This is a genomic window from Streptomyces sp. NPDC050842 (assembly GCF_044456565.1).
Classification (GTDB): Bacteria; Actinomycetota; Actinomycetes; order Streptomycetales; family Streptomycetaceae; genus Streptomyces.
In genome coordinates, this window is sequence record NZ_JBITGA010000001.1 from 1003150 (window position 1) to 1027948 (window position 24799).

Consider the following 24799-nt stretch of genomic DNA (forward strand, 5'->3'; position numbering starts at 1 on the left):
GCTTCCGTTCTCCCGAACCACCCGCACGTTCCCCCGAACCCGTTTTCCGGAGGCCGTACCTCGTGAGCACCACCCCGCACTCCGTGCGCACCACCGACTACCACGCCGCAGGCGAACCCTTCAGGATCGTCGACCGGGATCTCCCACCGATCCCCGGCGACACCGTCGCCGAACGTCGCGCCACCGCCCTCGGCCCCGGCGGCACGGCCACGGACCCGCGCCCGGGTCCGCTCGACGACGTGCGCCGTCTCCTCGTCCAGGAACCCCGCGGACACGCCGGCATGTACGGCGGCTTCGTCGTCCCGGCCGACGACGACGGCGCCCACTTCGGCGTGTTGTTCTGGCACAAGGACGGCTACTCCACGGCGTGCGGCCACGGCACCATGGCGCTCGGCGCCTGGGCCGTCGACACCGGCCGCGTCCCGGCCCCCGACGACGGCGATGTCGCCGTCCGGATCGACGTGCCCTCGGGCCGCGTCACCGCGACCGTGCACCGCGCGGCCGGCCGCACCACCGGCGTCACCTTCCGCAACATCCCGACCTTCGTCACCGCGCGCAAGGCCGCCGTCACGACCTCGTTCGGATCCGTCGAGGTCGACCTCGCCCACTCCGGCGCCTGCTACGCCTCCGTCGCCGCCGCCGACCTGGGCCTCGACACCACCAAGGCGGCGCTGCCCGCGCTCGTCCGCGCCGGCCAGGAGATCCGCGCCGCGCTCGCCGACCACCCGGCGACCCGGCACGCCGCCGACCCGCTCCTCTCCGGCGTGTACGGCGTCATCCTGTACGAGGACCTCCCGGAAGCCCCCGGGGCCGACGGCCCGCGCCAGCGCAACGTCACCGTCTTCGCCGACGGCCAGATCGACCGCTCGCCCTGCGGATCCGGCACCTCCGCCCGCCTCGCCCTGCTCGCCGCCGACGGGCGCCTCGCCCCCGGCGAGACCCTCAGGCACGAATCCGTGGCGGGCACCGTGTTCACCGGCCGCCTGCTGCCCGGGGGCATCACCGAGGTCACCGGAACCGCGCACCGCACCGGCACCCACACCTTCCTCCTCGAACCGCACGACGACCTCGGGACGGGGTTCCTGCTGTGACGCACCTGACCCAGATCGACGCCGCGACGATGGCCCGCCTGATGGGCCCCGCCGCGGCGGTCGACGTCCTGGCCGACGTCCTGCGCTCCGGACTCGACCCGGAGGAAGGACCGGCCCGCACCGCCGTCCCCGTCCCCGCCGGCGAACTCCTCCTCATGCCAGCCGCCTTCGGCCCGTACGCCGGAGTGAAGATCGCCGGCGTGGCCCCCGGCAACGCCGCCGCGGGCCTGCCCCGCATCACCGGCTCCTACCTGCTCCTCGACGGCGCGAACCTGCGGCCGCTCGCCCTCCTCGACGGCGCCGCCCTCACCGAGCTGCGCACACCGGCCGTCTCCGCCCTCGCCGTACGCCATCTGACCCCAGCCGGCCGGCCCCTGCTCCTCGTCCTCTTCGGCACGGGCCCGCAGGCGTACGGGCACCTGGAGGCCGTCCTCGCCGTACGCCAGGTCTCCGAGGTGATCGTCTTCGGGCGCAACCAGATCGGCGCGCGGGCCCTCGCCGGCTACGCGCGGACCCTCGGCGTCCTCGCCCGTACCGGCACGCCCGACGACGTGGCCAAGGCCGACCTCGTCATCTGCTGCACCACCGCCCGCACGCCCCTCTTCGACGGAACCCTCGTGGCCCCCGGCGCCACCGTCGTCGCCGTCGGCTCGCACGAGCCGGACGCCCGGGAGACCGACACCGGGCTCGTGGCCCGCTCCGAGGTGTACGTCGAGGCGCGCTCCGCGGCGCTGCGCGAGGCCGGGGACCTGCTCGTCCCCACGGCCGAAGGGGCGATCGAGGAGGACCATGTCGTCGGCAACATCGCCGACCTGGTGACCGGCCGCCGCACCCCCACGACCGAGAGCCCGCGGTTCTTCAAGAGCGTCGGCATGGCCTGGGAGGACCTCGCCGTGGCCGGCGCCCTGTACGAGGCGGCACTCGCCGCGTCCTAGCCCGGCAGCCGGCAGCCGGCAGCCGACCCCCGGCCGCCGGACGGCCCGGTCACGCCGAACGCCCCGGCCCCGCACACGCGGGGCCGGGGCGTTCGGCATGCTCAGGCGGCCTCCGGGAAGTGGCAGGCGACCTGCCGCGCCTCGCCGGGGGAGGCGATCCGCAGCAGCGGCGCCTCCGTCCGGCAGATGTCCTGCGCCTTGGGGCAGCGCGGGTGGAAGGTGCAGCCGGGCGGCGGAGCGGCCGGGCTCGGCGGGTCGCCGAGCAGCGTGATCCGCTCCCTGGCCCGCTCGGCCGCCGGGTCGGGCAGCGGTACGGCGGACAGCAGCGCCCGCGTGTACGGGTGCGCGGGAGCCGCGTACACCCGCTCCTTCACCCCGATCTCCACGATCCGGCCCAGGTACATCACCGCCACCCGGTCGCAGACCCGCTTGACGACCGAGAGGTCGTGGGCGATGAAGAGGTAGGCGAGCCCCAGTTCGCGCTGGAGCCGCTCCATCAGGTTGACGATCTGCGCCTGGACGGAGACGTCGAGCGCGGAGACGGGTTCGTCGGCGACGACGAGCCGCGGGCTGGTCGCCAGGGACCGGGCGATGCCGATGCGCTGCGCCTGACCGCCGGAGAACTCGTGCGGATAGCGGTCGATGTGCTCCGGGATGAGCCCGACCAGATCCATCAGCTCCACGGCCCGCTTGCGGGCGTCGGCCGCCGAACTCCCCTGCACCATCAGGGGGTCCGAGATGATCCGGGCCACGGTCTGGCGGGGGTTGAGGGAGGAGTGCGGGTCCTGGAAGACCATCTGGAGGTCGCGGCGCAGCGGCTTGAGTTCCCGCTGTGAGAGATGCGTGATGTCGCGGCCGTCGTACGAGACGGAGCCGGCGGTCGGCTCCAGGAGCCGCACGATCATGCGGCCGGTCGTGGACTTGCCGCAGCCGGACTCGCCGACGAGACCCAGGGTCTCGCCCGCCGCCACGTCGAAGCCGATGCCGTCGACGGCCCGGACGGGGGCCGAGCGGGCCCGTCGACCCGGGAAGGTCATCGTCAGGTCCCGCACGCTGAGCAGCGGCGTGGTGGTCGTGCTCGTGCTCGTGCCCGCGCCCGAGGTCGCGGTGGTGGTCGTGGTCATGAGGCGACGCCTTCGTACGCGGGGAAGTGGCAGGCGGCCGGATGCCCCTCCGGGCCGACGAGCAGCGGGCGTTCGCCCGCGCAGCGCGCCCGCTCCTCCTCGGAGCCGGCGGACGCCCGGGAGCAGCGGGGCGCGAACGCGCAGCCCGGCGCGGGATCGAGCAGGGACGGCGGGCTGCCCGGTATCGCGCGCAGCGGGGCGTCGTCCTCGTCGTCGAGCCGGGGCAGCGAGTCGAGCAGGCCGCGGGTGTAGGGGTGGGCGGGGGAGGCGAAGAGGGAGTCCACCGGGGCGTGTTCGGCGGCACGGCCGCCGTACATCACCAGGACGTCGTGGGCCACCCGGGCGACCACGCCCAGATCGTGCGTGATCATGACGACGGCGAGTCCCCGCTCCTGCTGGATCCGGGCGATCAGCTCCAGGATCTGGGCCTGGACGGTGACGTCCAGAGCGGTCGTCGGCTCGTCGGCGATCAGCAGGTCCGGTTCGCAGGACAGGGCCATCGCGATCATCACACGCTGGCGCATGCCGCCCGAGAACTGGTGGGGGTACTCGCCGGCCCGGCGGCGCGGTTCGGGGATGCCGACCTCGCCGAGCGCCTCGACGGCCCGCTCGCGGGCGGCCGCGCGGCGGGAACCGAAGTGGACCCGGTGGTGCTCGGCGATCTGCTCCCCGACCGTGTAGTAGGGGTGCAGGCTCGACAGCGGGTCCTGGAAGATCATGGCCATCCGCCGGCCGCGCAGCCCGTTGAGCTCGCGGTCGGAGAGGCCGATCAGCTCGCGTCCGTCGAGCCGGACGGAGCCGGTGACCTCGGCGCCCGTGTGCAGGCCCATGACGGCGAGCGAGGTCACGGACTTCCCGGAGCCGGACTCGCCGACGATGCCGAGGGTCCGGCCGGGCAGCACGTCGAAGGCGAGGGAGTCGACGGCCCGGACGGGGCCGCGCTTCGTCGGGAAGGTGACCGTGAGGTCCCGTACCGACAGCAGGGAGGCGGGGCCGGGGGTGTGGGCGGCCATCAGTACCTCACTCGCGGGTCGACGACGGCGTACAGCAGGTCGACGGCCAGATTGGCGACGACGATGAAGGTGGCGGCGAGCAGGGTGACCCCGAGGATGACCGGCTGGTCGCCGCTGGACAGGGCGCCGTAGAAGAGACGGCCGACGCCGGGCAGTCCGAAGATGGACTCGGTGATCACGGCCCCTGCGAGGAGACCGCCCAGGTCCATGCCGAAGATGGTCAGGATGGGCGTCATGCCCGCGCGCAGCCCGTGCTTGACGACGACCGTGCGGCGCGGGAGGCCCTTGGCGCGGGCGGTGCGGATGTACGGCTCCGCCATGGACTCGATCATCGAACTGCGGCTCTGCCGCGCGTACATCGCGGCGTACAGGATCGCGAGTGCCAGCCAGGGGAGCAGCAGGTTGGTGGCCCAGGACAGCGGGTCGTCGCCGAAGGCCACGTACTGCGGGTAGGGCAGGAGTCCCAGGACCCGGATGAGTCCGAAGATCAGCAGCACCGAGGTGAAGTAGACCGGCAGCGAGGCCGCGGCGACGGCGCCGACCATCAGGGCCCGGTCGGTGAGCGTGTCCTTGTGCAGGGCGGCGGTGACGCCGGCGGTGAGCCCGAGGACCAGCCACAGCGCGGCGGCGCCCAGGGCGAGTGAGGCCGAGACGGGCAGCCGGTCGACGAGCAGGTCCCACACGCTCTGGCTGTTCTCGTACGAGTAGCCCAGGCACGGGAAGTCGCACTCCAGGGCGTACTGGCCGGTGCCCATCGTCCGGCCGGTGAAGATGCCGGTGACGAAGTCGGTGAACTGCCGCCACAGCGGGGCGTCGAGGCCCATGTTGGCGCGGATCGCCTCCAGGCGGTCGGCGCTGCACGACTTTCCGCAGGCGGCGGCGGCCGGGTCGGAGGGGAGGACGTAGAAGATGGTGAAGGTGACGGCGGCGATGGCGAGGAGGACGCCGAGGACGCCCAGGAGCCGGCGGCCGAGGTAGAGGATCACGTGCCGCTGCCTCTCGGGTCGAGGATGTCGCGCAGCGCGTCGCCGAGCAGGGTGAACGCGAGCACGGTGAGGAAGAGGCAGAGGCTCGGGACGAGGAAGTACATCGGGTCCGTGTCGTAGTACGCGACGCTCTCGGCGATCATCTGGCCCCAGGACGGGGTCGGCGGGCGGACGCCCACGCCGAGGTAGCTGAGCGCCGCCTCGGTGGCGATCATCCCGGGGACGATCAGCGTGGTGTACGCGATGACCGGCCCGGCGACGCCCGGCAGGATGTCGCGGGCGAGGATCCGCCAGGGGCCGGAGCCGCCGACGCGGGCGGCGTCGACGTACTCGCGGTGCTTGAGCGACAGGGTCTGGCCGCGGACGACCCGGGCGATGCCGGGCCAGCCGAAGAGGCCGATGACGGCGGTCATCAGGACGATCCGGTTGACGTCCCGGGCCACCGACATCATCGCGATCATGAAGATGAGGGACGGGAAGGACATCGTGAGGTCCATCAGCCGGGACAGCACGGTGTCGACACGGCCGCCGAAGTAGCCGGCGGCGATACCGGCCGCAGTCCCGGCGACGACGACGATCGCCGTCGCCGAGAAGGCGATGAGCAGCGAGACCTGGGCGCCGTGCACGACGCGGGCGAACAGGTCGCGGCCGGTGATGGGTTCGACGCCGAGCCAGTGCTCGGCGGAGACGCCGCCGAGCGGTCCGATGGGCAGGCCGCCCAGGTACGGATCGACGGCGCTCTTGTCGAATTCCTCGGGGCCCCAGCCGCCGAGCGAGCCGATCAGCGGGGCGGCCACGGTCATGAGCGCGAAGAACGCGACCACGGCGAGCGAGAGCTTCACGGAGGTACGGCGGCGCAGTTCCGCGCGGGCGAGCTGCCAGGGGCCGCTGCCCGCCCGTACGGCGGGGGAGGCGGTGGCCGGAGGAGGGGTGCCACTCGGTGGGGACGTGGCGGAGGTGGTGGGCGTGGTGGTCATCGGGGCGACGTCCTTCAGTTCGCGCTCTTCGCGGGGTCCTTGAGGCCGACCGTCGCGTAGTCGATCTGCCCGCCGAAGGAGGTATGGCCGTAGGCGCCCGCGATGTTGGTGCCGACCAGCAGCGGCTTGCGCTCGACGACCGCGGGAGCGGTGGGGGCCTTGGTGAGGATCTGGGCGTCGAGGGCCTGCCAGGCCTTGTTGGCCTGCTGGGCGTCGGTCATCGCGGCGATCTCGTCCATGCGCTTCATCGTGGCGTCGTCACGGAAGAGGGAGTGGTTGCCGGAGTTGCCCTTCTCCTTGATGTAGCGGCCGTCGAAGACGAAGGGCAGGAAGGTCGAGCCGGAGGGGAAGTCCGGGCACCAGCCGGTGTAGGCGAGGTCCGTGCGGTTCTTGGTGTCGCCGATCGTGTCGTAGAAGGCGGCCGGGTCGACGGTCTCGACGGTGACCTTGATCCCGGCGCGGCCCAGGGACTGCTGGATCGCCTCACCGATGGCCTTGTCGCCGGTGGAGACGGTGACGCTGGTGGAGAAGCCGTCGGCCTTGCCCGCCTCCTTGAGGAGCTGCTTCGCCTTCTCGACGTCGCCGGTGAGCGGGATCTTCAGGGTGTCGGGCTGCTTGCCGCCGGGGAAGAGCAGGCCGGGCATGAGCGCGGTGGCCGGGTCGTTGAGCGCGGGGCCGCCGGTGGCGGTGACGAGAGCCTCGCGGTCGAGGGCGTACTGCACGGCCTGGCGCACCTTGACGTTGTCGAACGGCGCGCGGCCGGTGTGCATCTGGACCATCTCGGTGCAGCTGGTCGACTCGGCGAGGAGACGCGCCCTGACGTCCGGCTTGGTGAGCACCTTGGGCGTGGACTCGGGGCGCAGCGGGGCCCAGGCGACGGAGGAGGCGTCGCCGCCGGCGGAGGCGATGAGGCGGTCGTCGACCTGGTTGGCCTTGAGGCCCATCGTGACGACGATCCGGTCCGGGTACGCCTTGCGCACGGTGTCCGTGGCGGCGCTCCAGTGGGTGTTGCGCACGAGGACCATCTGCTTGTCCCGGGCGTACGACTCGATCTTGTACGGGCCGGAGGAGAAGGGCCGGTTGTCGTACTGCGGTCCCTTGTCCTGGGACTTGGGCACGGGGCTGAAGGTGGGCAGCACGGTCGCGTACGGGAACTCGGCGAAGGGCTTGCGGAGCTCGAAGACGATCGTGCGGTCGTCCGGGGTCTTCACGGAGTCGAGGTGCTTGCCCTGCGCGGGGCCCTGGTAGCCCTCGGCGCCGACGAGGTAGCGGGCCGCGTAGTCGGGGCCGCCCGGCAGGTCGGGGGAGAAGGACCGCTCCACGTTGTACTTGACGTCCTGGGCGGTGATCGGGGTGCCGTCCTCGTACTTCAGGCCGGGCTTCAGCTTGAAGGTCCAGGTCTTGGCGCCGTCGGAGGAGACCCCGAGGTTCTCGGCGAGGTCGGTCGTGAGCTCCCCGCCCTTCGCGCCGGGCTCGGCCTTGTACGTGAGGAGCGTGCGGTAGAGCAGACGCGAGCCGAAGTCCATGTCGCCCACCACCCAGTTGCGGGCAGGGTCGAGGTGGGTGAAGTCCTGGTTCGACAGGACGTTCAGCGTGCCGCCCTTCTGCGGCGTCCCGCCCACCGTCGCGCCGCTGTTGGAGAGCGCCGGGTTCTTGCCGCGGTCCCGCGTGCCGTCGGACTTCTTGCCGTCGGAACAGCCGGTCGTACCGAGGGCGAGGGCTGTCACCAGAGCGGTGGCGAGGGTGTACGTGCGCTTGTTCATGAAGGTCACTCCGAGAGAGCAGGACAGCCCGATGGCTGGAATGTGACCTGTAACATAGTAATGTGAAATTGCACTGACAAGGTATCGGGAAGTCCGTTACGCATCCGTGTCCGGGCGATGCTCGGGAGAGCGACCCGCGACTGGAATGCTCCGTTTCGGGGTCTTGGCAACGCCAGTGCAATGTGAAATATTACTGACGTGCCCACGAGAAAACCCTCGGATGTCATCGTCGTCGGCGCCGGCGTCGTCGGCGCGGCCTGCGCCTACTATGCCGCCCAAGCCGGCCTCTCCGTCACTGTCGTCGACCGCGGATCCGTCGCGGGCGGGACGACGGGAGCCGGTGAGGGAAACCTCCTGGTCTCCGACAAGGAGCCGGGACCGGAGCTCGAGCTCGCCCTCCTCGCCAACACCCTGTGGCGGGAGCTGGCGGACGTGCTCCCGCCGCACGTCGAGTACGAGGCCAAGGGGGGCCTCGTGGTCGCCTCCGGCGAGTCGGGGATGAGCGCCCTGCGCGACTTCGCGGCCCGTCAGGAGAAGGCGGGCGTCACCGCCCAGGAGGTCCCCGGGGACCGGCTCCATGATCTGGAGCCCCACCTCGCTCCTGGCCTCGCAGGAGGCTTCCTCTATCCACAGGACTCCCAGGTGATGCCCGCCCACGCCGCCGCCCAGCTGCTGCGCGCCGCGGGCGACCGCGTCCGGCTGCGGCTGGGGGAGGAGGTCACCGGCCTCCTCACCGGCGCCGCCGGAGAGATCCGCGGGGTGCGGACCGCGACCGGCGAGCTCCACGCCCCGTACGTGGTGAACGCCGCCGGCACGTGGGGCGGCGCCCTCGCCGAACTCGCGGGCGTCCACCTCCCCGTGCTGCCCCGCCGGGGCTTCGTCCTCGTCACCGAACCGCTGCCGCGCGTGGTGCGCCACAAGGTGTACGCCGCCGACTACGTGGCCGACGTGGCCAGTGGCTCGGCCGCCCTCCAGACGTCGGCGGTCGTCGAGGGCACCCCGGCCGGACCGGTCCTCATCGGCGCCAGCCGGGAACGGGTCGGCTTCGACCGGACGCTCTCCACCGAGGTCCTGCGCCGCCTCGCCGCCGGGGCCGTCGGCCTCTTCCCCGTCCTCGGCACCGTACGGGCCATGCGGACCTACCTCGGCTTCCGCCCGTACCTGCCGGACCACCTGCCCGCGATCGGGCCCGACCCGCGCGTCCACGGGCTGCTGCACGCCTGTGGCCACGAAGGGGCGGGGATCGGTCTCGCGCCGGTGACCGGACGGATCGTCGCCGCCTGCCTGACCGGCGGCGAACCGCCCCTCGACATCGACCCGTTCCGCCCCGACCGGTTCGGTACGTCCACGCCCTGATGCCCGCATCCACCGGCACCGTCATGAGAGGAGGGCCCGTGGCCCGCACGCCCGCCGACCTGGTCGGGGCACAGCCCGATCCGCCGTTCGAGATCACCTTCGACGGCCGGAGCATCCCCGTCCTGCCCGGCCAGACCGTCGCCGCCGCCCTCTGGGGCGCCGGCATCCTGGCCTGGCGCACCACCCGGGAAGGGGGGCGGCCGCGCGGCGCGTTCTGCGGCATCGGCCAGTGCTACGACTGCCTCGCCACCGTCAACGGCGAACCGAACCGGCGCGCATGTCTGGTCCCCGCCCGCCCCGGCGACGCGATCACCACCCAGGAAGGGCACGGCCATGACCGCCTCGCCGTCTGAACCCTACGACCTCGCGGTCGTCGGCGCGGGTTCCGCAGGGCTCGCCGGTGCCGTCATCGCCTCCGAACTCGGGCTCTCCGTCGCCCTGCTGGACTCCTCCACCCAGTCCGGCGGTCAGTTCTACCGGCACCCGGCGCCCGCCCTGGGCGCGGTGCGCCCCGAGGCCCTGCACCACGACTGGTCGGCCTTCTCCGACCTGCGGCGACGACTGGGCGCGAGCACGGTCGACCACCTGACCGGGCACCACGTGTGGTCCGCGGTACGGGAGCCCGACGAGGCCGACGAGCCCGGCGAGGCCGACGAGGCGCCCGGCGAGACCGACGAGGCCCGCGATGCCGGCGATGCCCGCGAGAACTGGACGCTCCACGCGGTCACCGGCGCGGACGGCACCGAGGAGCGGCCCGTTCGGATCAGGGCCCGGGCGCTGCTCCTCGCCACCGGGGCGTACGAGCGCCAACTGCCTTTCCCCGGCTGGACCCTGCCCGGTGTGGTGGGTGCCGGAGGTGCGCAGGCCATGCTCAAGTCCGGGCTCGTGCTGCCCGGACGGCGCATCGTCGTGGCCGGCAGCGGCCCGCTGCTGCTCGCCGTCGCCTCGTCGCTCGCCGCGGCGGGCGCGCGGGTCCCGGCGGTGGTCGAGGCGGCGGGATACCTGCGGTACGCCCGTAACCCCCGTGCGCTCGTGACCAATCCGGCGAAGGCCGCCGAAGCCCTGGTGCACGGGGCCGCACTGCTCAGGCACCGCGTGCGGGTGCTGCCGGGCAGCGCGGTCACCGAGGTGCACGGCACCGACCGGGTGGAGGCCGTCACCGTCAGCCGCCTGGACGCCGACTGGACACCCGTGCCGGGGACCGGTCGCAGGATCGCCTGCGACGCGCTCGCCGTCGGGCACGGCCTCGTGCCCCAGATCGAGCTGGCCACGACGGTCGGCTGCGCCACCCGCGCGCTGCCCGACGGCACCCTGGGGCTCGTCCTGGACGACCTCCAGGAGACCTCGGTGGCCGGGATGTGGGCGGCGGGTGAGACCGGCGGTGTGGGAGGCGCCGAACTCGCCCGCACCGAGGGCGAGCTGGCGGGACGGGCGATCGCCGCCCGGCTGCGCGGCCGCCGTGCGGGCGCGGGCGGCGGCCGGGTCGGCGAACTCCGGCGCCGCCGGGACCGGATGCGGGCCTTCGCGGACGTCATGTCCGCGGCGCACGCGCCGGGCCCCGGCTGGCCCGCGTGGCTGGAGGACGAGACGGACGTGTGCCGCTGCGAGGAGGTGACCGCGGGGCGTGTGCGCGAGGCGGTCACCGACCTCGGGGCGCGGGACGCGCGGACCGTCAAGCTCCTCACGCGAGCCGGCATGGGCTGGTGCCAGGGCCGGATGTGCGGGACGGCCGTGGCCTGCCTCGCGGCGCGCGGCGTCGCTCCCGAACCGCCCGCGGAACGACGCCCGTTCGCCGTCCCCGTGCCCCTCGCGACGCTCGCCGCCCTCGACGAGCCGTCCGAATAGACCCAGGGGGAGAGAGGCCTACGGGCTCCCCTTCCCTTCCTGTAAAATGTCACACACTACAGAAAGGCCGTCGACATGACCGCCACCACCTGGAACACCGACCGACCCTGGCGCGGCATCATGGTCGCCACCACCCTCCCCTTCCGCGAGGACCTCACGGTCGACTACGACGCGTACGCGGAGCACGTGGCCTGGCTGATCGCCAACGGCTGCGACGGCGTCGTCCCCAACGGCTCCCTCGGCGAGTACCAGACCCTCACCGACGCGGAGCGCGCCCAGGTCGTCCGTACCGCCGTCGCGGCCGCCGGCGACGGGGCGCGGGTCATGCCGGGCGTCGCCGCCTACGGCAGCGCCGAGTCCCGCCGCTGGGCCGAGCAGGCCGCCGAGGCCGGGGCCGGTTCGGTCCTGCTCCTGCCGCCCAACACGTACCGCGCCGAACCGGCCGCCGTGCGCGCCCACTACAGCGAGGTCGCCAAGGCCGGGATCCCGATCGTCGCGTACAACAACCCGATCGACACCAAGGTCGACCTCACCCCCGACCTGCTGGCCCGCCTCCACCGCGACGGCAGCATCGTCGCCGTCAAGGAGTTCAGCGGTGACGTCCGCAGGGCGTACGAGATCGCCGAACTCGCCCCGGAACTCGACCTCCTGATCGGCGCCGACGACGTCCTCCTGGAGCTGGCCGTCGCCGGTGCGGTCGGCTGGATCGCCGGCTACCCCAACGCCTTCCCCACGAGCTGTGCCGAGCTCTACCACGCGGCGGTCGCGGGCGACCTGACCACCGCCGTACCGCTCTACAAGTCCCTGCACTCCCTCCTGCGCTGGGACTCGAAGACGGAGTTCGTCCAGTCCATCAAGCTCTCCATGGACATCGCCGGCCGCCAGGGCGGACCGACCCGTCCGCCGCGGCACCCGCTCACGGGCGCGATCGAGGCCGGGGTCCGGATCGCCACCGAGAAGGCCGTCGCCGACGGCCACCGCTGACCGTCACGGCCGACCGTGACCGCTGACGGCCTCCGCCGCCCGCCTCCGCGATCCGTCCCGCGTCCGCCACCGCATTCCGTCCCCGCTGTCCGTCGAAAGGAACCCCGTGCGCACCCGTCATGTCTTCCACGCGGTCGACTCGCACACCGAGGGCATGCCCACGCGCGTGATCACCGGTGGTGTCGGGGTCATTCCCGGTGCCACGATGGCCGAGCGCCGGCTGCACTTCATCGAGCACCTGGACCATCTCCGTACGCTGCTCATGTTCGAGCCGCGCGGTCACGCGGCGATGAGCGGCGCGATCCTCCAGCCGCCCACGCGGCCGGACGCGGACTACGGCGTCCTCTACATCGAGGTGTCCGGACTCCTTCCGATGTGCGGTCACGGCACGATCGGTGTCGCCACCGTCCTCGTCGAGACGGGCATGGTGCCGGTCGTCGAGCCCGTCACCACCGTCCGCCTCGACACCCCCGCCGGGCTCGTCAGCGTCGACGTCCAGGTGGAGGACGGCGCCGCGAAGGCGGTCACGCTCACCAACGTGCCCGCCTTCAGCGTGGCCCTCGACCGCAAGGTCGACATCCCCGGCTACGGAACGGTCACGTACGACCTCGCGTTCGGCGGCAACTTCTACGCGTTCGTCGAACTCGACTCCCTGGGCCTGCCGTTCGACCGCGACCGCAAGGACGACCTCCTCGCCGCCGGACTCGCCGTCATGGCCGCCGTCAACGCCTCACCCGACCGGCCCGTGCACCCCACGCAGCCGGAGATCGCCGGGCTCAAGCACGTGTACCTCGCGGCGCCGGGCTCCGACGCCCGCCGCTCGCGGCACGCGATGGCGATCCACCCCGGCTGGTTCGACCGCTCGCCGTGCGGCACCGGCACCTCGGCGCGCATGGCCCAACTCCACGCCCGCGGCGAGCTCCCGCTCGGCACCGACTTCGTCAACGAATCCTTCATCGGTACGGAGTTCACCGGCCGGCTCACCGCCGAGACGGAGGTCGGCGGCCTCCCCGCCGTCGTCCCGACGGTCACCGGCCGCGCCTGGATCACCGGCACCGCGCAGTACTTCCTCGACCCGGACGACCCCTTCCCCGGAGGCTTCCTCCTGTGACCGACACAGTCCCCACCGTCATCTCGCACAACCCGGCCGACCCGGCCGACGTGCTCCTGCGGATCCCGGCCCCCGGCGCCTTCACGGCCGTCGACACCGTCGAGCGGTCGCGCGCCGCCCAGCCCGGCTGGCTCCTCGCCGGGGCCGCCGCCCGCTCGGCCGCCCTGGGCGCCGTCGCCGCCGCCGTCGAGGCCGCCGCCGACGAGCTGGCCGCGCTCGCCGTACGCGAGGTGGGCAAGCCGCTGGCCGAGGCCAGGGCCGAGGTCGCCCGGACCGCCGCCATCTGGCGCTACTACGCCCAGGCGCCCTACCAGCCCGCCGGAGCGGTCCACGAGACCGCGGCGGGCCCCGGGCTGCTGCTGACCCGCCGCCGCCCGCACGGGGTGGCAGGGCTCATCACGCCCTGGAACTTCCCCTTCGCGATCCCGACCTGGAAGGCCGCCCCGGCGCTCGCCACCGGGAACACGGTCGTCCTCAAGCCCGCCCCCGAGGCCACGGCGTGCGCCCAGCGCCTGGGCGAGATCATCCAGGGGGTCCTGCCCGAGGCGGTGTTCACGGTCCTGCCCGGCGGTGCGACCGAGGGCAACGCGCTCGTCTCCGCCGCCGACGTCGTCTCCTTCACCGGCTCCACCCCCGTCGGCCAGGCCGTCGCCCGCGCCGCGACCTCCCGGGGCATCCCGGTGCAGGCGGAGATGGGCGGCCTGAACGCGGCGCTCGTCCTGCCGGACGCCGACATCGAGCAGGCGGCCGCCCACATCGCCGCCGCCATCGCCGGGTACGCAGGCCAGAAGTGCACCGCCACCAGCCGGGTCATCGCGGTCGGCGCCGCGCTCGACCCGCTGCGGGAGGCGCTCTCCGAGGCGCTGCGGGCCGTCCCCGTCGGCGACCCCGCCGACCCGGCCACCGTGTGCGGGCCGCTCATCCACGAGTACGCCCGCGACCAGGTCGGCGAGGCCGGCCGGGGGCTCTCCGTGCTCGCCGGCGGCACCGCGCCCGACCGCACCGGCTGGTACGCGGCCCCGACGCTGGTCGAGAAGGTCTCGCCGGGACACCGGCTGCTGCGCGAAGAGGTCTTCGGCCCCGTCGCGTCGCTGCTCGCGGCGGACGACCTCGCCCACGCGATCCGGATCACCAACTCCGTACCGTACGGTCTGGTCACCTCGGTCCACACCGCCGACCTGAACACGGCGCTGACCGGCCTCGACCTCCTCGACACCGGGATGATCCGGCTCAACGCCCCCTCCACCGGTGTCGACTTCCACCTGCCGTTCGGCGGCTCCAAGGCGTCCAGCCACGGGCCGCGCGAGCAGGGCGGGGCGGCCCTCGACTTCTACACGTCGAGCCGGACGTACACCCTGGCACCCGCGGGCCCCGCGGCGTGACATCGTACGGTGGTGATGTCAACCGGAACGAAGGGATCACCACCGTCATGGGGCACCTGACCCACCGCGACCTCAACGCCTCCCGGGAGCGGCTGCGCGACCAGGTCGCCCATGCCCTGCGAGCCGCCCTGATCTCGGGCGAGCTCCGCCCCGGGGTGGTGTACTCGGCGCCGACCCTCGCCGAGGACTTCGGGATCTCCGCCACCCCGGTCCGCGAGGCGATGCTCGACCTGGCCCGAGAGGGACTCGTCGAGCCCGTCCGCAACAAGGGCTTCCGGGTCACCGAGGTCGACGAGCGCGACCTCGACCAGTACACCGAGATCCGCGCGCTCATCGAGATCCCGATGGTCGGCAGGATCACCCGGATCGCCGCCCGCGAGGACCTGGAGGCGCTGCGGCCGGTCGCCGAGGACATCGTGCGCGCGGCCCGCGAGCACGACCTCATCGGCTATCTGGAGGCGGACCGTCTGTTCCACCTCACGCTGCTCGGCCTCGCGGGCAACGACCGGCTCGTCGAGACCGCCGGCGACCTGCGCAAGCGCTCCCGGCTGTACGGACTCACCGCCCTGGACGAGAGCGGCAACCTCATCCCGTCGGCCGAGGAGCACCTGGAGCTGCTCGACCTGATGCTCGCCGGCGACGCCAAGGGCGCGGAGAAGTGCATGACCCGGCACCTGGGACACGTCCGCTCCCTCTGGGCCAAGGGCGACCGGCCGACCCGGTAGCGGTACCGGCCGACGGTCGGATGGAGGCTCCTCTCGACGGGCGGACGACGGCCACCCATCGATGCAATGTCACATCTGACCGGCCGCCCGCGGCCGTGGAAGGAAGCCATGAACCCCGCGTACGCGACCGTCGACCACACTTTCACCGTCCCCCTGGACCACGGGGCGCCCGACGGACCCACCATCGAGGTCTTCGCCCGGGAGGTCGCCGACCCGGCCCGCGCCGGCGAGGAACTCCCCTGGCTGCTCTACCTCCAGGGCGGCCCCGGCGGCAAGTCGCCCCGCCCGTCGACCGGTTCGCCCGGCTGGCTGGTCCACGCGCTGAAGACCCACCGCGTGCTCCTCCTCGACCAGCGCGGCACCGGCCGCTCCACCCCGGTCACCGCGCGCTCCGCCGCCCGGTTCGCCTCCCCGGAACGGCTCGCCGGCTACCTCGCCCACTTCCGGGCCGACGCGATCGTCGCCGACGCGGAGCTGATCCGCCGCGAACTGTGCGGCGACGCCCCCTGGGAGACCCTCGGCCAGAGCTACGGCGGCTTCCTCACCCTCACCTACCTCTCCCAGGCGCCCGAAGGGCTGAAGGCCTGCTACGTCACCGGCGGCCTCCCCGGCCTCACCGCCACCGCCGACGACGTGTACGCCCGCACCTACCCCCGCGTCCGCGACCGCGTCCTCGACTTCTACGCCCGCTACCCCGAGGACGAGCCCCGCCTCCGGAAGATCGCCGGCCTCCTCGCGACCGACGACGTCCGCCTCCCGAACGGCGACCGCCTCACCCCGCACCGCCTGCGCACCCTCGGGCTCTCCCTCGGCATGGGCGACGGCTTCGAGCGCGTCCACTGGCTCCTCGACGAAGCCCTCGACGCCGACGGCGAGTTGAGCGACACCTTCCTCCACCAGGTGATGACCCAGACCGGATTCACCGACAACCCGCTCTTCGCCGTCATGCAGGAGTCGCTGTACGGACAGGGTGCCGGCCCGACCGGCTGGGCGGCCTCCCGCGCCCTCGCCGACTTCCCCGAGTTCGCCGAGGACGCCGACCCGCTCCTGCTCACCGGTGAGATGATGTACCCCTGGATGTTCCGGGAGATCGCGGGCCTGCGCCCCTTCGCGGACGCCGCCGACCTGCTGGCCGCGCGCGTCGACTGGCCGCCCCTCTACGACCCGAGCCGCCTCGCCGCCAACGAGGTCCCGCTCGCCGCGATCGTCTACCACGACGACATGTACGTCGACGCCGGCATCTCCCTCGCCACCGCGCGCGGGATCGGCGCCTCCCGCGTCTGGGTCACCAACGAATGGGAGCACGACGGCGTCGCCGCCTCCGGCGGCCGCGTCCTCGCCCGCCTGATGGATCTGGCCACCGGCCGCGCGTAGATCCCGACTCCCCTCCTCGCCCTCCGGCTCCCTCCCGCCACACGGAGCCGGAGGGCTTTCGCGTTCCCCGGCAAGGGTGGCCGGATACCGTCGATCTCCCGGATAAACCTCACGCGAAGCAAGATCACTGTTTTGAGGTAATGCCTCCGAACTGATGGGGCGAGCGGGGCTTACCGGCCGTTACTGTTCCCCGGGATCTGGACGAATTCCCAGAGATTGACCCCCTTTTTCCTCTTTCAGCGGTCTGCGCCCGTATGCCGACCGTCGTCCACCCGAAGGAGAAGTCGCCCCGATGACCGTCGACACCGGCCCGGAAGCGCAGGTGGAGCCGCCCCGGCAGTCCAGCCTGAGCACCGCGGCAGCCCGCAACCTCGCCACCACGACCAAGTCCACCCCGCAGATGCAGGAGATCTCCTCCCGCTGGCTGCTCCGGATGCTCCCCTGGGTGGAGACGAAGGGCGGCGCCTACCGGGTGAACCGCCGGCTGAGCTACACCGTCGGCGACGGCCGCATCGAGTTCGTCCAGGACGGCTCGCGCGTCCGGGTGATCCCCCGGGAACTCGGCGAACTGGCCCTGCTGCGCGGCTTCGAGGACGTCGAGGTGCTCACCGCGATCGCCGACCGGTGCATCCAGCGCGACTTCCGCGCCGGCGAGGTGCTGACCGAGCGCGGCAACCCCGCCGAGCAGATCCACCTGATCGCCCACGGCCGGATCAACCAGACCTCCGTCGGCAAGTACGGCGACGAGGTCGCGGTCTCCGTCCTCGCCGACGGCGACCACCTCGGCGAGAACGCCCTCCTGGACGCCGACGCCAGGTGGGACTACACCGCCACCGCCGAGACCTCCGGCACCCTGCTCACGCTGTCCCGCGCCGACTTCGCCTCGATCGTGTCCTCGGCGCCGACGCTCCAGGCGCACCTCCACGAGTTCAGCTCGCTCCCGCTCCAGCGGCAGAACCGTCACGGCGAGGCCGAGATCGCGATGTCGGCCGGCCACACCGGCGAGGTCACCCTCCCGGGCGCCTTCGTGGACTACGAGCTCAAGCCGCGCGAGTACGAACTCTCCGTCGCCCAGACCGTCCTCAAGGTCCACACCCGGGTCGCCGACCTCTACAACGGGCCGATGAACCAGACGGAGGAGCAGCTCAGGCTCACCATCGAGGCGCTGCGCGAGCGCCAGGAGCACGAGCTCATCAACCACCCGGAGTTCGGCCTCCTCCACAACGCCGACTTCAAGCAGCGGATCCAGACCCACTCGGGTCCGCCCACCCCGGACGACCTCGACGAGCTGCTGACCCGCCGTCGCGGCACCAAGATCTTCCTCGCCCACCCCCGGACGATCGCGGCGATCGGCCGCGAGTGGAACGCCGCCGGGCTCTACCCGGACACGGTCGAGCTCGACGGGCACCAGGTGCCGTCGTGGCGCGGGGTCCCGATCCTGCCCTGCAACAAGATCCCCATCAGCAAGGAGAACACCAGCTCGATCCTCGCCATGCGCCTCGGCGAGGACAACCAGGGCGTCATCGGCCTCCGCCAGACCGGTCTGCCGGAGGAGTACGAGCCGGGCCTGTCCGTGCGGTTCATGGGCATCGGCGAGCAGGCGATCATGTCGTACCTGGTCACGACGTACTACTCCGCCGCGATCCTCGTGCCCAACGCGCTCGGCGTCCTGGAGAACGTCCAGATCGCCCGCAGGCGCGGCTGACTCGCACCGGAGCCGAAGCCGTAAGCCGCACCCGTCCGGCCGACACGACGGCCCGGACGCCTCCGGGCCGGGCGAGCGCGCCCGGGATCCGGGACGTACCACCCCACCCCCTTCAAGGAGCCACGGATGCCCGAGCCCGGGCTTTCCCCTCTGCAGTCGAGCCTGCCCACCGCAGCGGCCCACTTCGGGGCCCACGTCCTCGCCCAGGCCGGCGCCGTCGGCGTCGAAGCCGCCGACACCGCGCCGTCCACCGTCCCCGTTCCCGCCGCGGTGGGGGAGGAGCCGGGGGGGCCCGACCTCGGCCGGATCCTGCGCGGCCCCAGCGGCCTCGGCACGGCGGGTCTGAGCCTGGCCCGGCGCGCGGAGCCGCCCCTCCCGGAGCAGCCTCTGCCGGCGGCACCCGAGGCGCCGGTGGACGCCTTGCACATCCCCGGCCTCTACTACCACCCGGTGCCGGAGCCCGACCCGGCGCGGGTGGAGGAGGTCAGCCGCCGCATCAAGGACTGGGCGGTGGACGAGGTCGACCTGTTCCCCGAGGAGTGGGAGGGGGAGTTCGACGGATTCTCCGTCGGGCGCTACATGGTGGCCTGCCACCCGGACGCCCCGACCGTCGACCACCTCATGATCGCGACGCGGCTGATGGTCGCCGAGAACGCGGTCGACGACTGCTACTGCGAGGACCACGGCGGCTCGCCCATCGGCCTCGGCGGCCGGCTCCTCCTCGCGCACACCGCGCTCGACTCCTTCCACACGACGCGGGAGTACGCGCCGCCGTGGTCGGAGTCGCTCCACGCGGACGCCCCGCGGCGGGCCTACCGGTCCGCCATGGAGTACTTCGTCCGGCAGTCCACCCCCTCCCAGGCCGACCGGTTCCGGCACGACATGGCCCGGCTGCACCTCGGCTACCTCGCCGAGGCCTCCTGGGCCGAGACGGACCACGTACCGGAGGTGTGGGAGTACCTGGCGATGCGGCAGTTCAACAACTTCCGCCCCTGCCCCACCATCACGGACACCGTCGGCGGCTACGAGCTGCCGGCGGACCTGCACGCGCAGCCGGACATGCAACGGGTCATCGCCCTCGCCGGCAACGCGACGACCATCGTCAACGACCTGTACTCGTACACCAAGGAACTCGCCAGCCCCGGCCGGCACTTGAACCTGCCCGTGGTGATCGCCGACCGGGAGAACCTCTCGGAGCGGGACGCCTATCTGAAGGCGGTCGAGGTCCACAACGACCTCATGCGCGACTTCGAGGCCGAAGCCGCCGCCCTGGCCGCGGCCTGTCCCGTCCCCAGCGTGCTGCGCTTCCTGCGGGGAGTCGCCGTGTGGGTCGACGGAAACCACTACTGGCACCAGACCAACACCTTCCGCTACAGCCTGCCCGATTTCTGGTAAGAAATGGATCTCTCTGTGACCAGCACCGAGCTCACCTCCGCCATCGCCACTTCCGCGTTCGTTCCGGCTCCGGCGTCGCCCTACCAGAGCGACATCGCCCGTTACTGGAACCAGGAGGCCAGGCCCGTGAACCTGCGCCTCGGCGACGTCGACGGGCTCTACCACCACCACTACGGCATCGGCGACGTCGACCACGCCTCCCTCGGTGACACCGAGGACAGCGAGTACGAGAAGAAGCTGATCGCCGAGCTGCACCGCCTCGAATCGGCGCAGGCCGAAGTCCTCCTGGACCACCTCGGTGCCATCGGGCGGGACGACACGCTGGTCGACGCCGGCTGCGGCCGCGGCGGTTCGAGCGTCATGGCCCACCAGCGCTTCGGCTGCAAGGTCGAGGGCGTCACCCTCTCCTCCACGCAGGCCGAGTTCGGCAACCGGCGCGCGAAGGAGCTGGGCATCGACGACCACGTCCGCGCCCAGGTCTGCAACATGCTCGACACCCCGTTCGAGAAGGGCAGTGTCGCCGGCTCGTGGAACAACGAGTCGACCATGTACGTCGACCTCGACGACCTCTTCGCCGAGCACTCCCGCTTCCTCAAGGTCGGCGGGCGTTACGTGACCATCACCGGCTGCTGGAACCCGCGCTACGGCCAGCCCTCGAAGTGGGTCTCGCAGATCAACGCGCACTTCGAGTGCAACATCCACTCCCGCCGCGAGTACCTCCGCGCCATGGCCGACAACCGTCTCGTCCCGCAGGCGGTCGTCGACCTGACGGCCGAGACCCTGCCCTACTGGGAGCTGCGGGCGACGTCGTCGCTGGTCACCGGGATCGAGGAGGCGTTCATCGAGTCGTACAAGGACGGCTCCTTCCAGTACCTGCTGATCGCGGCCGACCGGGTCTGACCGGCCGAATCCGACCGACCGCCGCATGAAGAAGGCCGGGCCCGTCACTCGACGGGCCCGGCCCTTCGTCTTCCGACAACTCCCCGCATGGGTTAGGTTAGGCTTGCCTAAGTAACGACTTGGGTATCTCCTCCCTCGTCCCTGGAGAGCTCGGATGCGCCCCTTCACTCCCCACGTCACCCAGCCCACCCCCGCGGAGCGCGTGCGTTCGCTCCTGGCCTCGGCGCACTCGATGACGGTCGTGACCGACGGGCGCCGCCAGGAGGTCCACCTCCTGGACGGCACGGGGCCGATGGGCCACATCCACCTCCACGACCCGTCCGAGGGCGTCCACGGAGGCAAGGCTGGGCGCATCCCCGTACGCCTGGAGTTCACGGACATCGCCCCCACCGCCGTACGCGAGCGGCTGCGGGCGCGCGTCACCCTGACCGGACTGCTCGGCGCGGACTACACGCACGACGCGACCGAGAGCACGTGCATGGAATTCGGCCAGGCGCTCCTCGAAGACGCCGAGGGGCGCACCTACCTCACCCTGGACGAGATCCACGCGGCGGACGTCGACCCCATCGCCTCCTCCGAGGCGTCCATGCTGACCCACCTTGTCGACGGTCACGCCGAACTCGTGCCGCTGCTCCTGCGCCTCGTCCGCCCGCGCCCCGACCGGCGCATGGTCCGCGCCCTGCCGGTCGCGATGGACCGCTACGGCGTCACCCTGCGCCTGGAGTACGCCGTGGGCCACCAGGACGTCCGACTGCCCTTCCCGACCCCCGTCACCGTCATGGACGAGGCCGGCTCGCGGATCCACGCCCTCTTCGCCGCGGCCCGCCGGTCCTCGCACCCCAACAGCCTGCTGACCTGACGTCTCAGCGCGGTTCGGGCAGGTAGTAAGGGCGGTTGTGGGCGGCCACCGGCGGGGACTGGAACGTCCAGGCGCCCGCCGCGGGGCGGGGGCCCACGAGGGTCGTGAGGTCCTGTCCGAGCTCCGTCGTCCCGTCGTGGACGGTCAGGCGGATCCGGCCGGCGTCGGCGACGGGGTCGAGGGCGTGGTGCCGGTAGGGCTGGTAGAGGTTCATCGGTCCGGCCAGCGCACGCCCTTCGGCGTCGGTGCCGTAGCCGGTGACCGGAGCGTTGTTCGCCGGGACCGACGGCAGACCGGTGAGGTCGGCGGTGAGGGTGAAGACGTCCACGTCGTGGCGCACCACCGTGGCCGAGCCGTCGGCCGCCGCCGTGGCCTTGCGGCAGCGCACGGACCAGGCGTCACCCGCCGGGCCGTTGGGCGAGGGCATCGTCGTCTCGAACCAGCCCGGATGCTTGGGCTCGGCGAAGAGGCGGCGCCCCGCGTCGATGGCCAGCGGGTTGTCGCACAGGACGTGGATGCGGGCGATGCCGAGCAGCCGGGTCTGGTCGACGCCGTGGGCGTACTCCTCGTAGGAGAGGCGGGGCAGCCGGTGGGCCTCCGACGTCGGGTGGGCGATGACGTTGAACTCGATCTCCTGGGTGATGCCACCACCGAAGGCGTACTGCGCGAAGTAGAGCTGGTAGTTGAGGGACACGACGGCCCGCCCGTCGAACTCGGCCGCGCTCAGGGCCGGATGGCACTTGGCCAGCAGATCCCGCACCGGCTCGGGCTCCACGAGGAAGTCGACGCCGATCTGGTGCAGTGCCCCGTAGTGGAACGGCAGTTGGTACGGCGCGTGGACGGGCGGCAGCGGCAGGGGGGTCACGGGGCGGCTCCTGGAGAGATGACGGCGGGCCGGTCGCGAGCGGTGAGCTCGCGGGCGATGGCCCCGGCGCTGCGCAGCGCGAGGGCGGCCATGGTCAGGGTCGGGTTGGAGGTGGCGACCGAGGGCATGCTGCCGCAGCCCACGGCGTACAGGCCGGGATGGTCCCAGCAGCGCTGGTCGGAGTCGACGACGGAGGTCGCGGGGTCGTCGCCCATGATGTGGGTGCCCGCCGCGTGGCCGGCTCCCCGGTAGGAGTAGGTCCTGCCCCGGTGCTCGAAGCGGCCCGGCCAGACCGGACCGGCCGGATCGTCGGTGTGGTCCTCGGCACCGAGCAGGCCGAAGATCCGGTCGGAGACCTGCCGCGCCGCGGCCATGCCCTCTTTGACGTGGCCGGACAGGTCGTACGCGACGGCCGGCCGGGGGAGCCCCAGCGCGTCACGGTGGCGGGGGTCGAGGGTGACGCGGTTGGCCGGGTCGGCCTCCTGCTCCATCTCGAACTGGAGGGTGAACTGGCGCCCCGCGCGTTCGCGCACGGCGGTCCGCAGTTCCGTGCCGAACAGGCCCCGGCCGCCCGCGCCGCCGGTGTGCAGGAGCGCGGCGACGTCCCCGTCGACGGGACCTCTCGCCCACACCCACCCCCAGTTGCCGATCTCGACGCGGAAGGGCGCGCGGGTGCGGCGGGCGGGCCCGAAGCGGAACCCTTCCAGGCCCGAGGTGGATCCCGGGCCGCGGTACGGGCCGACCTGCTCGGGCATCAGCCCCCAGGTGAGCAGCACCGGATGGTCCATCAGGTTCCGGCCGACCTGGTCGCTGCGATTGCCGAGGCCGGACAGGAGCAGCAGCCGGGCGTTCTCGACGGCGTGCGCGGCGAGGACCACGACGTCGGCGGAGGCCGTGCCCGGGATCGCCGGGCCGGTCCCGGGGTTCCAGCGCAGATACGAGACCCCCGTGGCACGGCCGTCGCCGTCGGTCAGGACCCGGTGGACGACGGCCCGGTCGACCAGCGTCACCGACTCGCTCCAGCGGGCCTGGGTCTTGAGCGGCGTGTACTTGGCGTGGCTGGGGCAGAGAGGGATGCAGCTGGCGCTGCCGAGGCACCGGCTGTCGGGGTCGGGCCGGCCGTGCGCGCCCGCGGGGACGTATCCGGCGCCGCCGTCGTAGCGGGGGTCGGGTGTGCTGTTGCGGCCGTGCGGGGTGCCGGTGACGCGGAGGACGACCGGGTCGCCGGTGGCCGGGTCGGGGAGCGTACGGCCGTCGAGCCGGGCGGCGAGCAGCCGGTCGAGGTGGCTGACGGGCAGGGCCTTCATGGGGAAGGTGTAGTCGTCGGGGAAGGGCAGCCCGACGTGCTCGCGCTGTTCGTCGACGTCGGCGGCGACCCCGATCTCGTACTCCGCCGCCCGGTAGTGGGGCTCCAGCTCGTCGTAGCCGATCGGCCAGCTGCGGCCGTAGCCGAACTCGGCCGTGCGGAAGTCCTCCGGGTGCATCCTCGGCGTCAGCCCCGTCCACACGTTCCCGGTGCCGCCGTTGACCCGTACGTAACCGCTGGCGTACGGGAGGGGGCCCCGCTGGAGCAGGTGGCCGTCGGCCGTGAACCCGCCCGAGGGCAGGCCGGCCAGGTCGGTCACCTCCGGCCAGGGCGCCTCGGGTTCCGGGACGTACGGGGAGCCGGGGACCTTGGCTCCCGCCGTGAGGTACGTGTGCAGCGCGGCCTGGTGGCCGGCCTCGGGGTCGGCGACCGCGGGCCCGGCCTCCAGGACGAGAACCCGCCGCCTCAGATCGCCGAGCCGCCGCGCGACGAGCGAACCGGCGATGCCCGCGCCGACGACGATGACGTCGTAGTGAGCGTGCGTGCCCGTGGGCCCGAGCCCGGCGCTCATCGGGCGGCTCCCTCGGGCGCTTCGGACCAGCTCCCGAACCCGGGCCGGCCGGTGCCGGGCGCGTGTCCGCCGAGGGCCCGCCACACCAGCCCCTCGGCGTAGGCTCGGGCGGAGACGACGGTGGGCGCCGAGCCCGGCGGGCCCGGCCAACACCCCGTGTACCAGAGGTGGGTGAGCGATCTGGCAAGGGCGAGCGGCTCCTCGGCCAGCCCCGCCGACAGCTCCCCGACGGCCGCGTCGGCGGAGTCCGGGTCGTGGGAGAGCCCGGCCAGGCCCGCCCGCAGCGCACGGCACGGCCCGGTGCCGACCCGCGCCGCGACGAACTCCGCGTACTCCCCGGCCATGCCCGTCTTCTCCAGCTCGGTCACGCTGAATCCGCTGAGCGCCGAGGACAGCGCGACGAACTCCTCCGCACCGCCCCAGGCTTCGGCGGCCCTCGACTCGCTCACGTACCCGCACCCCTCCGTCGACGCACGTCGGTGATCGTTCCCCGGCGCCGAGCGGCGGACGCGTCCAGTTCAGGCCATCCGAC

At 72.8% G+C, this 24799-nt stretch carries 22 protein-coding genes; 14 read left to right on the top strand and 8 right to left on the bottom strand.

The window, feature by feature from the left end:
* The first annotated feature begins 62 nt into the window (after positions 1 to 62).
* Together ACIBG6_RS04480 and ACIBG6_RS04485 are read left to right on the top strand one after the other, a co-directional pair.
* Positions 63 to 1091: a proline racemase family protein gene (locus ACIBG6_RS04480; RefSeq protein ID WP_399220986.1), complete on the top strand. Its 1029-nt coding sequence runs from the start codon at positions 63 to 65 to the stop codon at positions 1089 to 1091.
* Positions 1088 to 2026 (top strand): ornithine cyclodeaminase family protein, encoded by a 939-nt coding sequence (locus ACIBG6_RS04485; protein ID WP_399220987.1) that lies wholly within the window; start codon positions 1088 to 1090, stop codon positions 2024 to 2026. The genes ACIBG6_RS04480 and ACIBG6_RS04485 overlap by 4 nt, the downstream gene beginning before the upstream one ends.
* A gap of 101 nt (positions 2027 to 2127) precedes the next feature.
* On the opposite strand, the gene ACIBG6_RS04490 is transcribed toward ACIBG6_RS04485, so the two are convergent.
* The 5 genes from ACIBG6_RS04490 to ACIBG6_RS04510 are packed head-to-tail and all read right to left on the bottom strand — an operon-like array spanning position 2128 to position 7889.
* The gene (locus ACIBG6_RS04490; protein ID WP_399220988.1) at positions 2128 to 3150 is read right to left on the bottom strand and encodes an ABC transporter ATP-binding protein; all 1023 of its coding nucleotides are present in this window, start codon (positions 3148 to 3150) and stop codon (positions 2128 to 2130) included.
* The gene (locus tag ACIBG6_RS04495; RefSeq protein ID WP_399220989.1) at positions 3147 to 4163 is read right to left on the bottom strand and encodes an ABC transporter ATP-binding protein; all 1017 of its coding nucleotides are present in this window, start codon (positions 4161 to 4163) and stop codon (positions 3147 to 3149) included. The genes ACIBG6_RS04490 and ACIBG6_RS04495 overlap by 4 nt, the downstream gene beginning before the upstream one ends.
* Positions 4163 to 5149 carry an ABC transporter permease gene (locus ACIBG6_RS04500; protein ID WP_399220990.1) on the bottom strand — a complete coding sequence of 329 codons (987 nt, stop codon included), beginning with the start codon at positions 5147 to 5149 and terminating at the stop codon, positions 4163 to 4165. Before ACIBG6_RS04500 ends, ACIBG6_RS04495 begins: the two co-directional genes overlap by 1 nt.
* Positions 5146 to 6126, bottom strand: a complete 981-nt coding sequence (locus ACIBG6_RS04505) for an ABC transporter permease (protein WP_399220991.1) — start codon at positions 6124 to 6126, stop codon at positions 5146 to 5148. Before ACIBG6_RS04505 ends, ACIBG6_RS04500 begins: the two co-directional genes overlap by 4 nt.
* Before the next feature lie 14 nt (positions 6127 to 6140).
* Positions 6141 to 7889, bottom strand: coding sequence for an ABC transporter substrate-binding protein (locus tag ACIBG6_RS04510; RefSeq protein WP_399220992.1), 1749 nt, complete (start codon positions 7887 to 7889; stop codon positions 6141 to 6143).
* 198 nt (positions 7890 to 8087) lie between these two features.
* Here ACIBG6_RS04510 and ACIBG6_RS04515 point away from each other — a divergent pair, with 198 nt between their 5' ends.
* The 12 genes from ACIBG6_RS04515 (at position 8088) to ACIBG6_RS04570 (ending at position 21525) form a co-directional block, all read left to right on the top strand.
* Positions 8088 to 9245, top strand: a complete 1158-nt coding sequence (locus ACIBG6_RS04515; protein ID WP_399220993.1) for an NAD(P)/FAD-dependent oxidoreductase — start codon at positions 8088 to 8090, stop codon at positions 9243 to 9245.
* Positions 9246 to 9283: 38 nt separating this feature from the next.
* The gene (locus tag ACIBG6_RS04520) at positions 9284 to 9598 is read left to right on the top strand and encodes a (2Fe-2S)-binding protein (protein WP_317592948.1); all 315 of its coding nucleotides are present in this window, start codon (positions 9284 to 9286) and stop codon (positions 9596 to 9598) included.
* On the top strand, positions 9579 to 11090 hold the full coding sequence (locus ACIBG6_RS04525; protein ID WP_399220995.1) for an FAD-dependent oxidoreductase: 1512 nt from the start codon (positions 9579 to 9581) through the stop codon (positions 11088 to 11090). The genes ACIBG6_RS04520 and ACIBG6_RS04525 overlap by 20 nt, the downstream gene beginning before the upstream one ends.
* 75 nt (positions 11091 to 11165) lie before the next feature.
* On the top strand, positions 11166 to 12074 hold the full coding sequence (locus ACIBG6_RS04530) for a dihydrodipicolinate synthase family protein (RefSeq protein WP_399220996.1): 909 nt from the start codon (positions 11166 to 11168) through the stop codon (positions 12072 to 12074).
* Positions 12075 to 12180: 106 nt separating this feature from the next.
* Positions 12181 to 13185 carry a proline racemase family protein gene (locus tag ACIBG6_RS04535; RefSeq protein WP_399220997.1) on the top strand — a complete coding sequence of 335 codons (1005 nt, stop codon included), beginning with the start codon at positions 12181 to 12183 and terminating at the stop codon, positions 13183 to 13185.
* Positions 13182 to 14567 (top strand): aldehyde dehydrogenase family protein, encoded by a 1386-nt coding sequence (locus tag ACIBG6_RS04540; protein ID WP_399220998.1) that lies wholly within the window; start codon positions 13182 to 13184, stop codon positions 14565 to 14567. The genes ACIBG6_RS04535 and ACIBG6_RS04540 overlap by 4 nt, the downstream gene beginning before the upstream one ends.
* 47 nt (positions 14568 to 14614) lie before the next feature.
* A complete protein-coding gene (locus ACIBG6_RS04545; RefSeq protein ID WP_399221000.1) occupies positions 14615 to 15292 on the top strand; it encodes a GntR family transcriptional regulator in 678 nt (225 codons plus the stop codon).
* A 108-nt stretch (positions 15293 to 15400) separates the two neighbouring features.
* The gene (locus ACIBG6_RS04550; protein ID WP_399221001.1) at positions 15401 to 16666 is read left to right on the top strand and encodes an alpha/beta fold hydrolase; all 1266 of its coding nucleotides are present in this window, start codon (positions 15401 to 15403) and stop codon (positions 16664 to 16666) included.
* Between the two features lie 292 nt (positions 16667 to 16958).
* Positions 16959 to 18371 carry a family 2B encapsulin nanocompartment shell protein gene (locus ACIBG6_RS04555; RefSeq protein WP_399221002.1) on the top strand — a complete coding sequence of 471 codons (1413 nt, stop codon included), beginning with the start codon at positions 16959 to 16961 and terminating at the stop codon, positions 18369 to 18371.
* 126 nt (positions 18372 to 18497) lie between these two features.
* On the top strand, positions 18498 to 19766 hold the full coding sequence (locus tag ACIBG6_RS04560) for a family 2 encapsulin nanocompartment cargo protein terpene cyclase (RefSeq protein WP_399221003.1): 1269 nt from the start codon (positions 18498 to 18500) through the stop codon (positions 19764 to 19766).
* A gap of 3 nt (positions 19767 to 19769) precedes the next feature.
* The gene (locus tag ACIBG6_RS04565) at positions 19770 to 20666 is read left to right on the top strand and encodes a geranyl diphosphate 2-C-methyltransferase (RefSeq protein WP_399221004.1); all 897 of its coding nucleotides are present in this window, start codon (positions 19770 to 19772) and stop codon (positions 20664 to 20666) included.
* Between the two features lie 154 nt (positions 20667 to 20820).
* Entirely contained in the window at positions 20821 to 21525 is a 705-nt protein-coding gene (locus ACIBG6_RS04570) for a DUF2470 domain-containing protein (protein WP_399221005.1), read from the top strand.
* A 4-nt stretch (positions 21526 to 21529) separates the two neighbouring features.
* On the opposite strand, the gene ACIBG6_RS04575 is transcribed toward ACIBG6_RS04570, so the two are convergent.
* The 3 genes from ACIBG6_RS04575 to ACIBG6_RS04585 are packed head-to-tail and all read right to left on the bottom strand — an operon-like array spanning position 21530 to position 24716.
* Positions 21530 to 22390, bottom strand: coding sequence for a hypothetical protein (locus ACIBG6_RS04575; protein WP_399221006.1), 861 nt, complete (start codon positions 22388 to 22390; stop codon positions 21530 to 21532).
* Positions 22387 to 24267: a GMC family oxidoreductase gene (locus tag ACIBG6_RS04580; RefSeq protein ID WP_399221007.1), complete on the bottom strand. Its 1881-nt coding sequence runs from the start codon at positions 24265 to 24267 to the stop codon at positions 22387 to 22389. The genes ACIBG6_RS04575 and ACIBG6_RS04580 overlap by 4 nt, the downstream gene beginning before the upstream one ends.
* Positions 24264 to 24716 carry a hypothetical protein gene (locus ACIBG6_RS04585; RefSeq protein ID WP_399221008.1) on the bottom strand — a complete coding sequence of 151 codons (453 nt, stop codon included), beginning with the start codon at positions 24714 to 24716 and terminating at the stop codon, positions 24264 to 24266. The genes ACIBG6_RS04580 and ACIBG6_RS04585 overlap by 4 nt, the downstream gene beginning before the upstream one ends.
* Between the last annotated feature and the right edge of the window lie 83 nt (positions 24717 to 24799).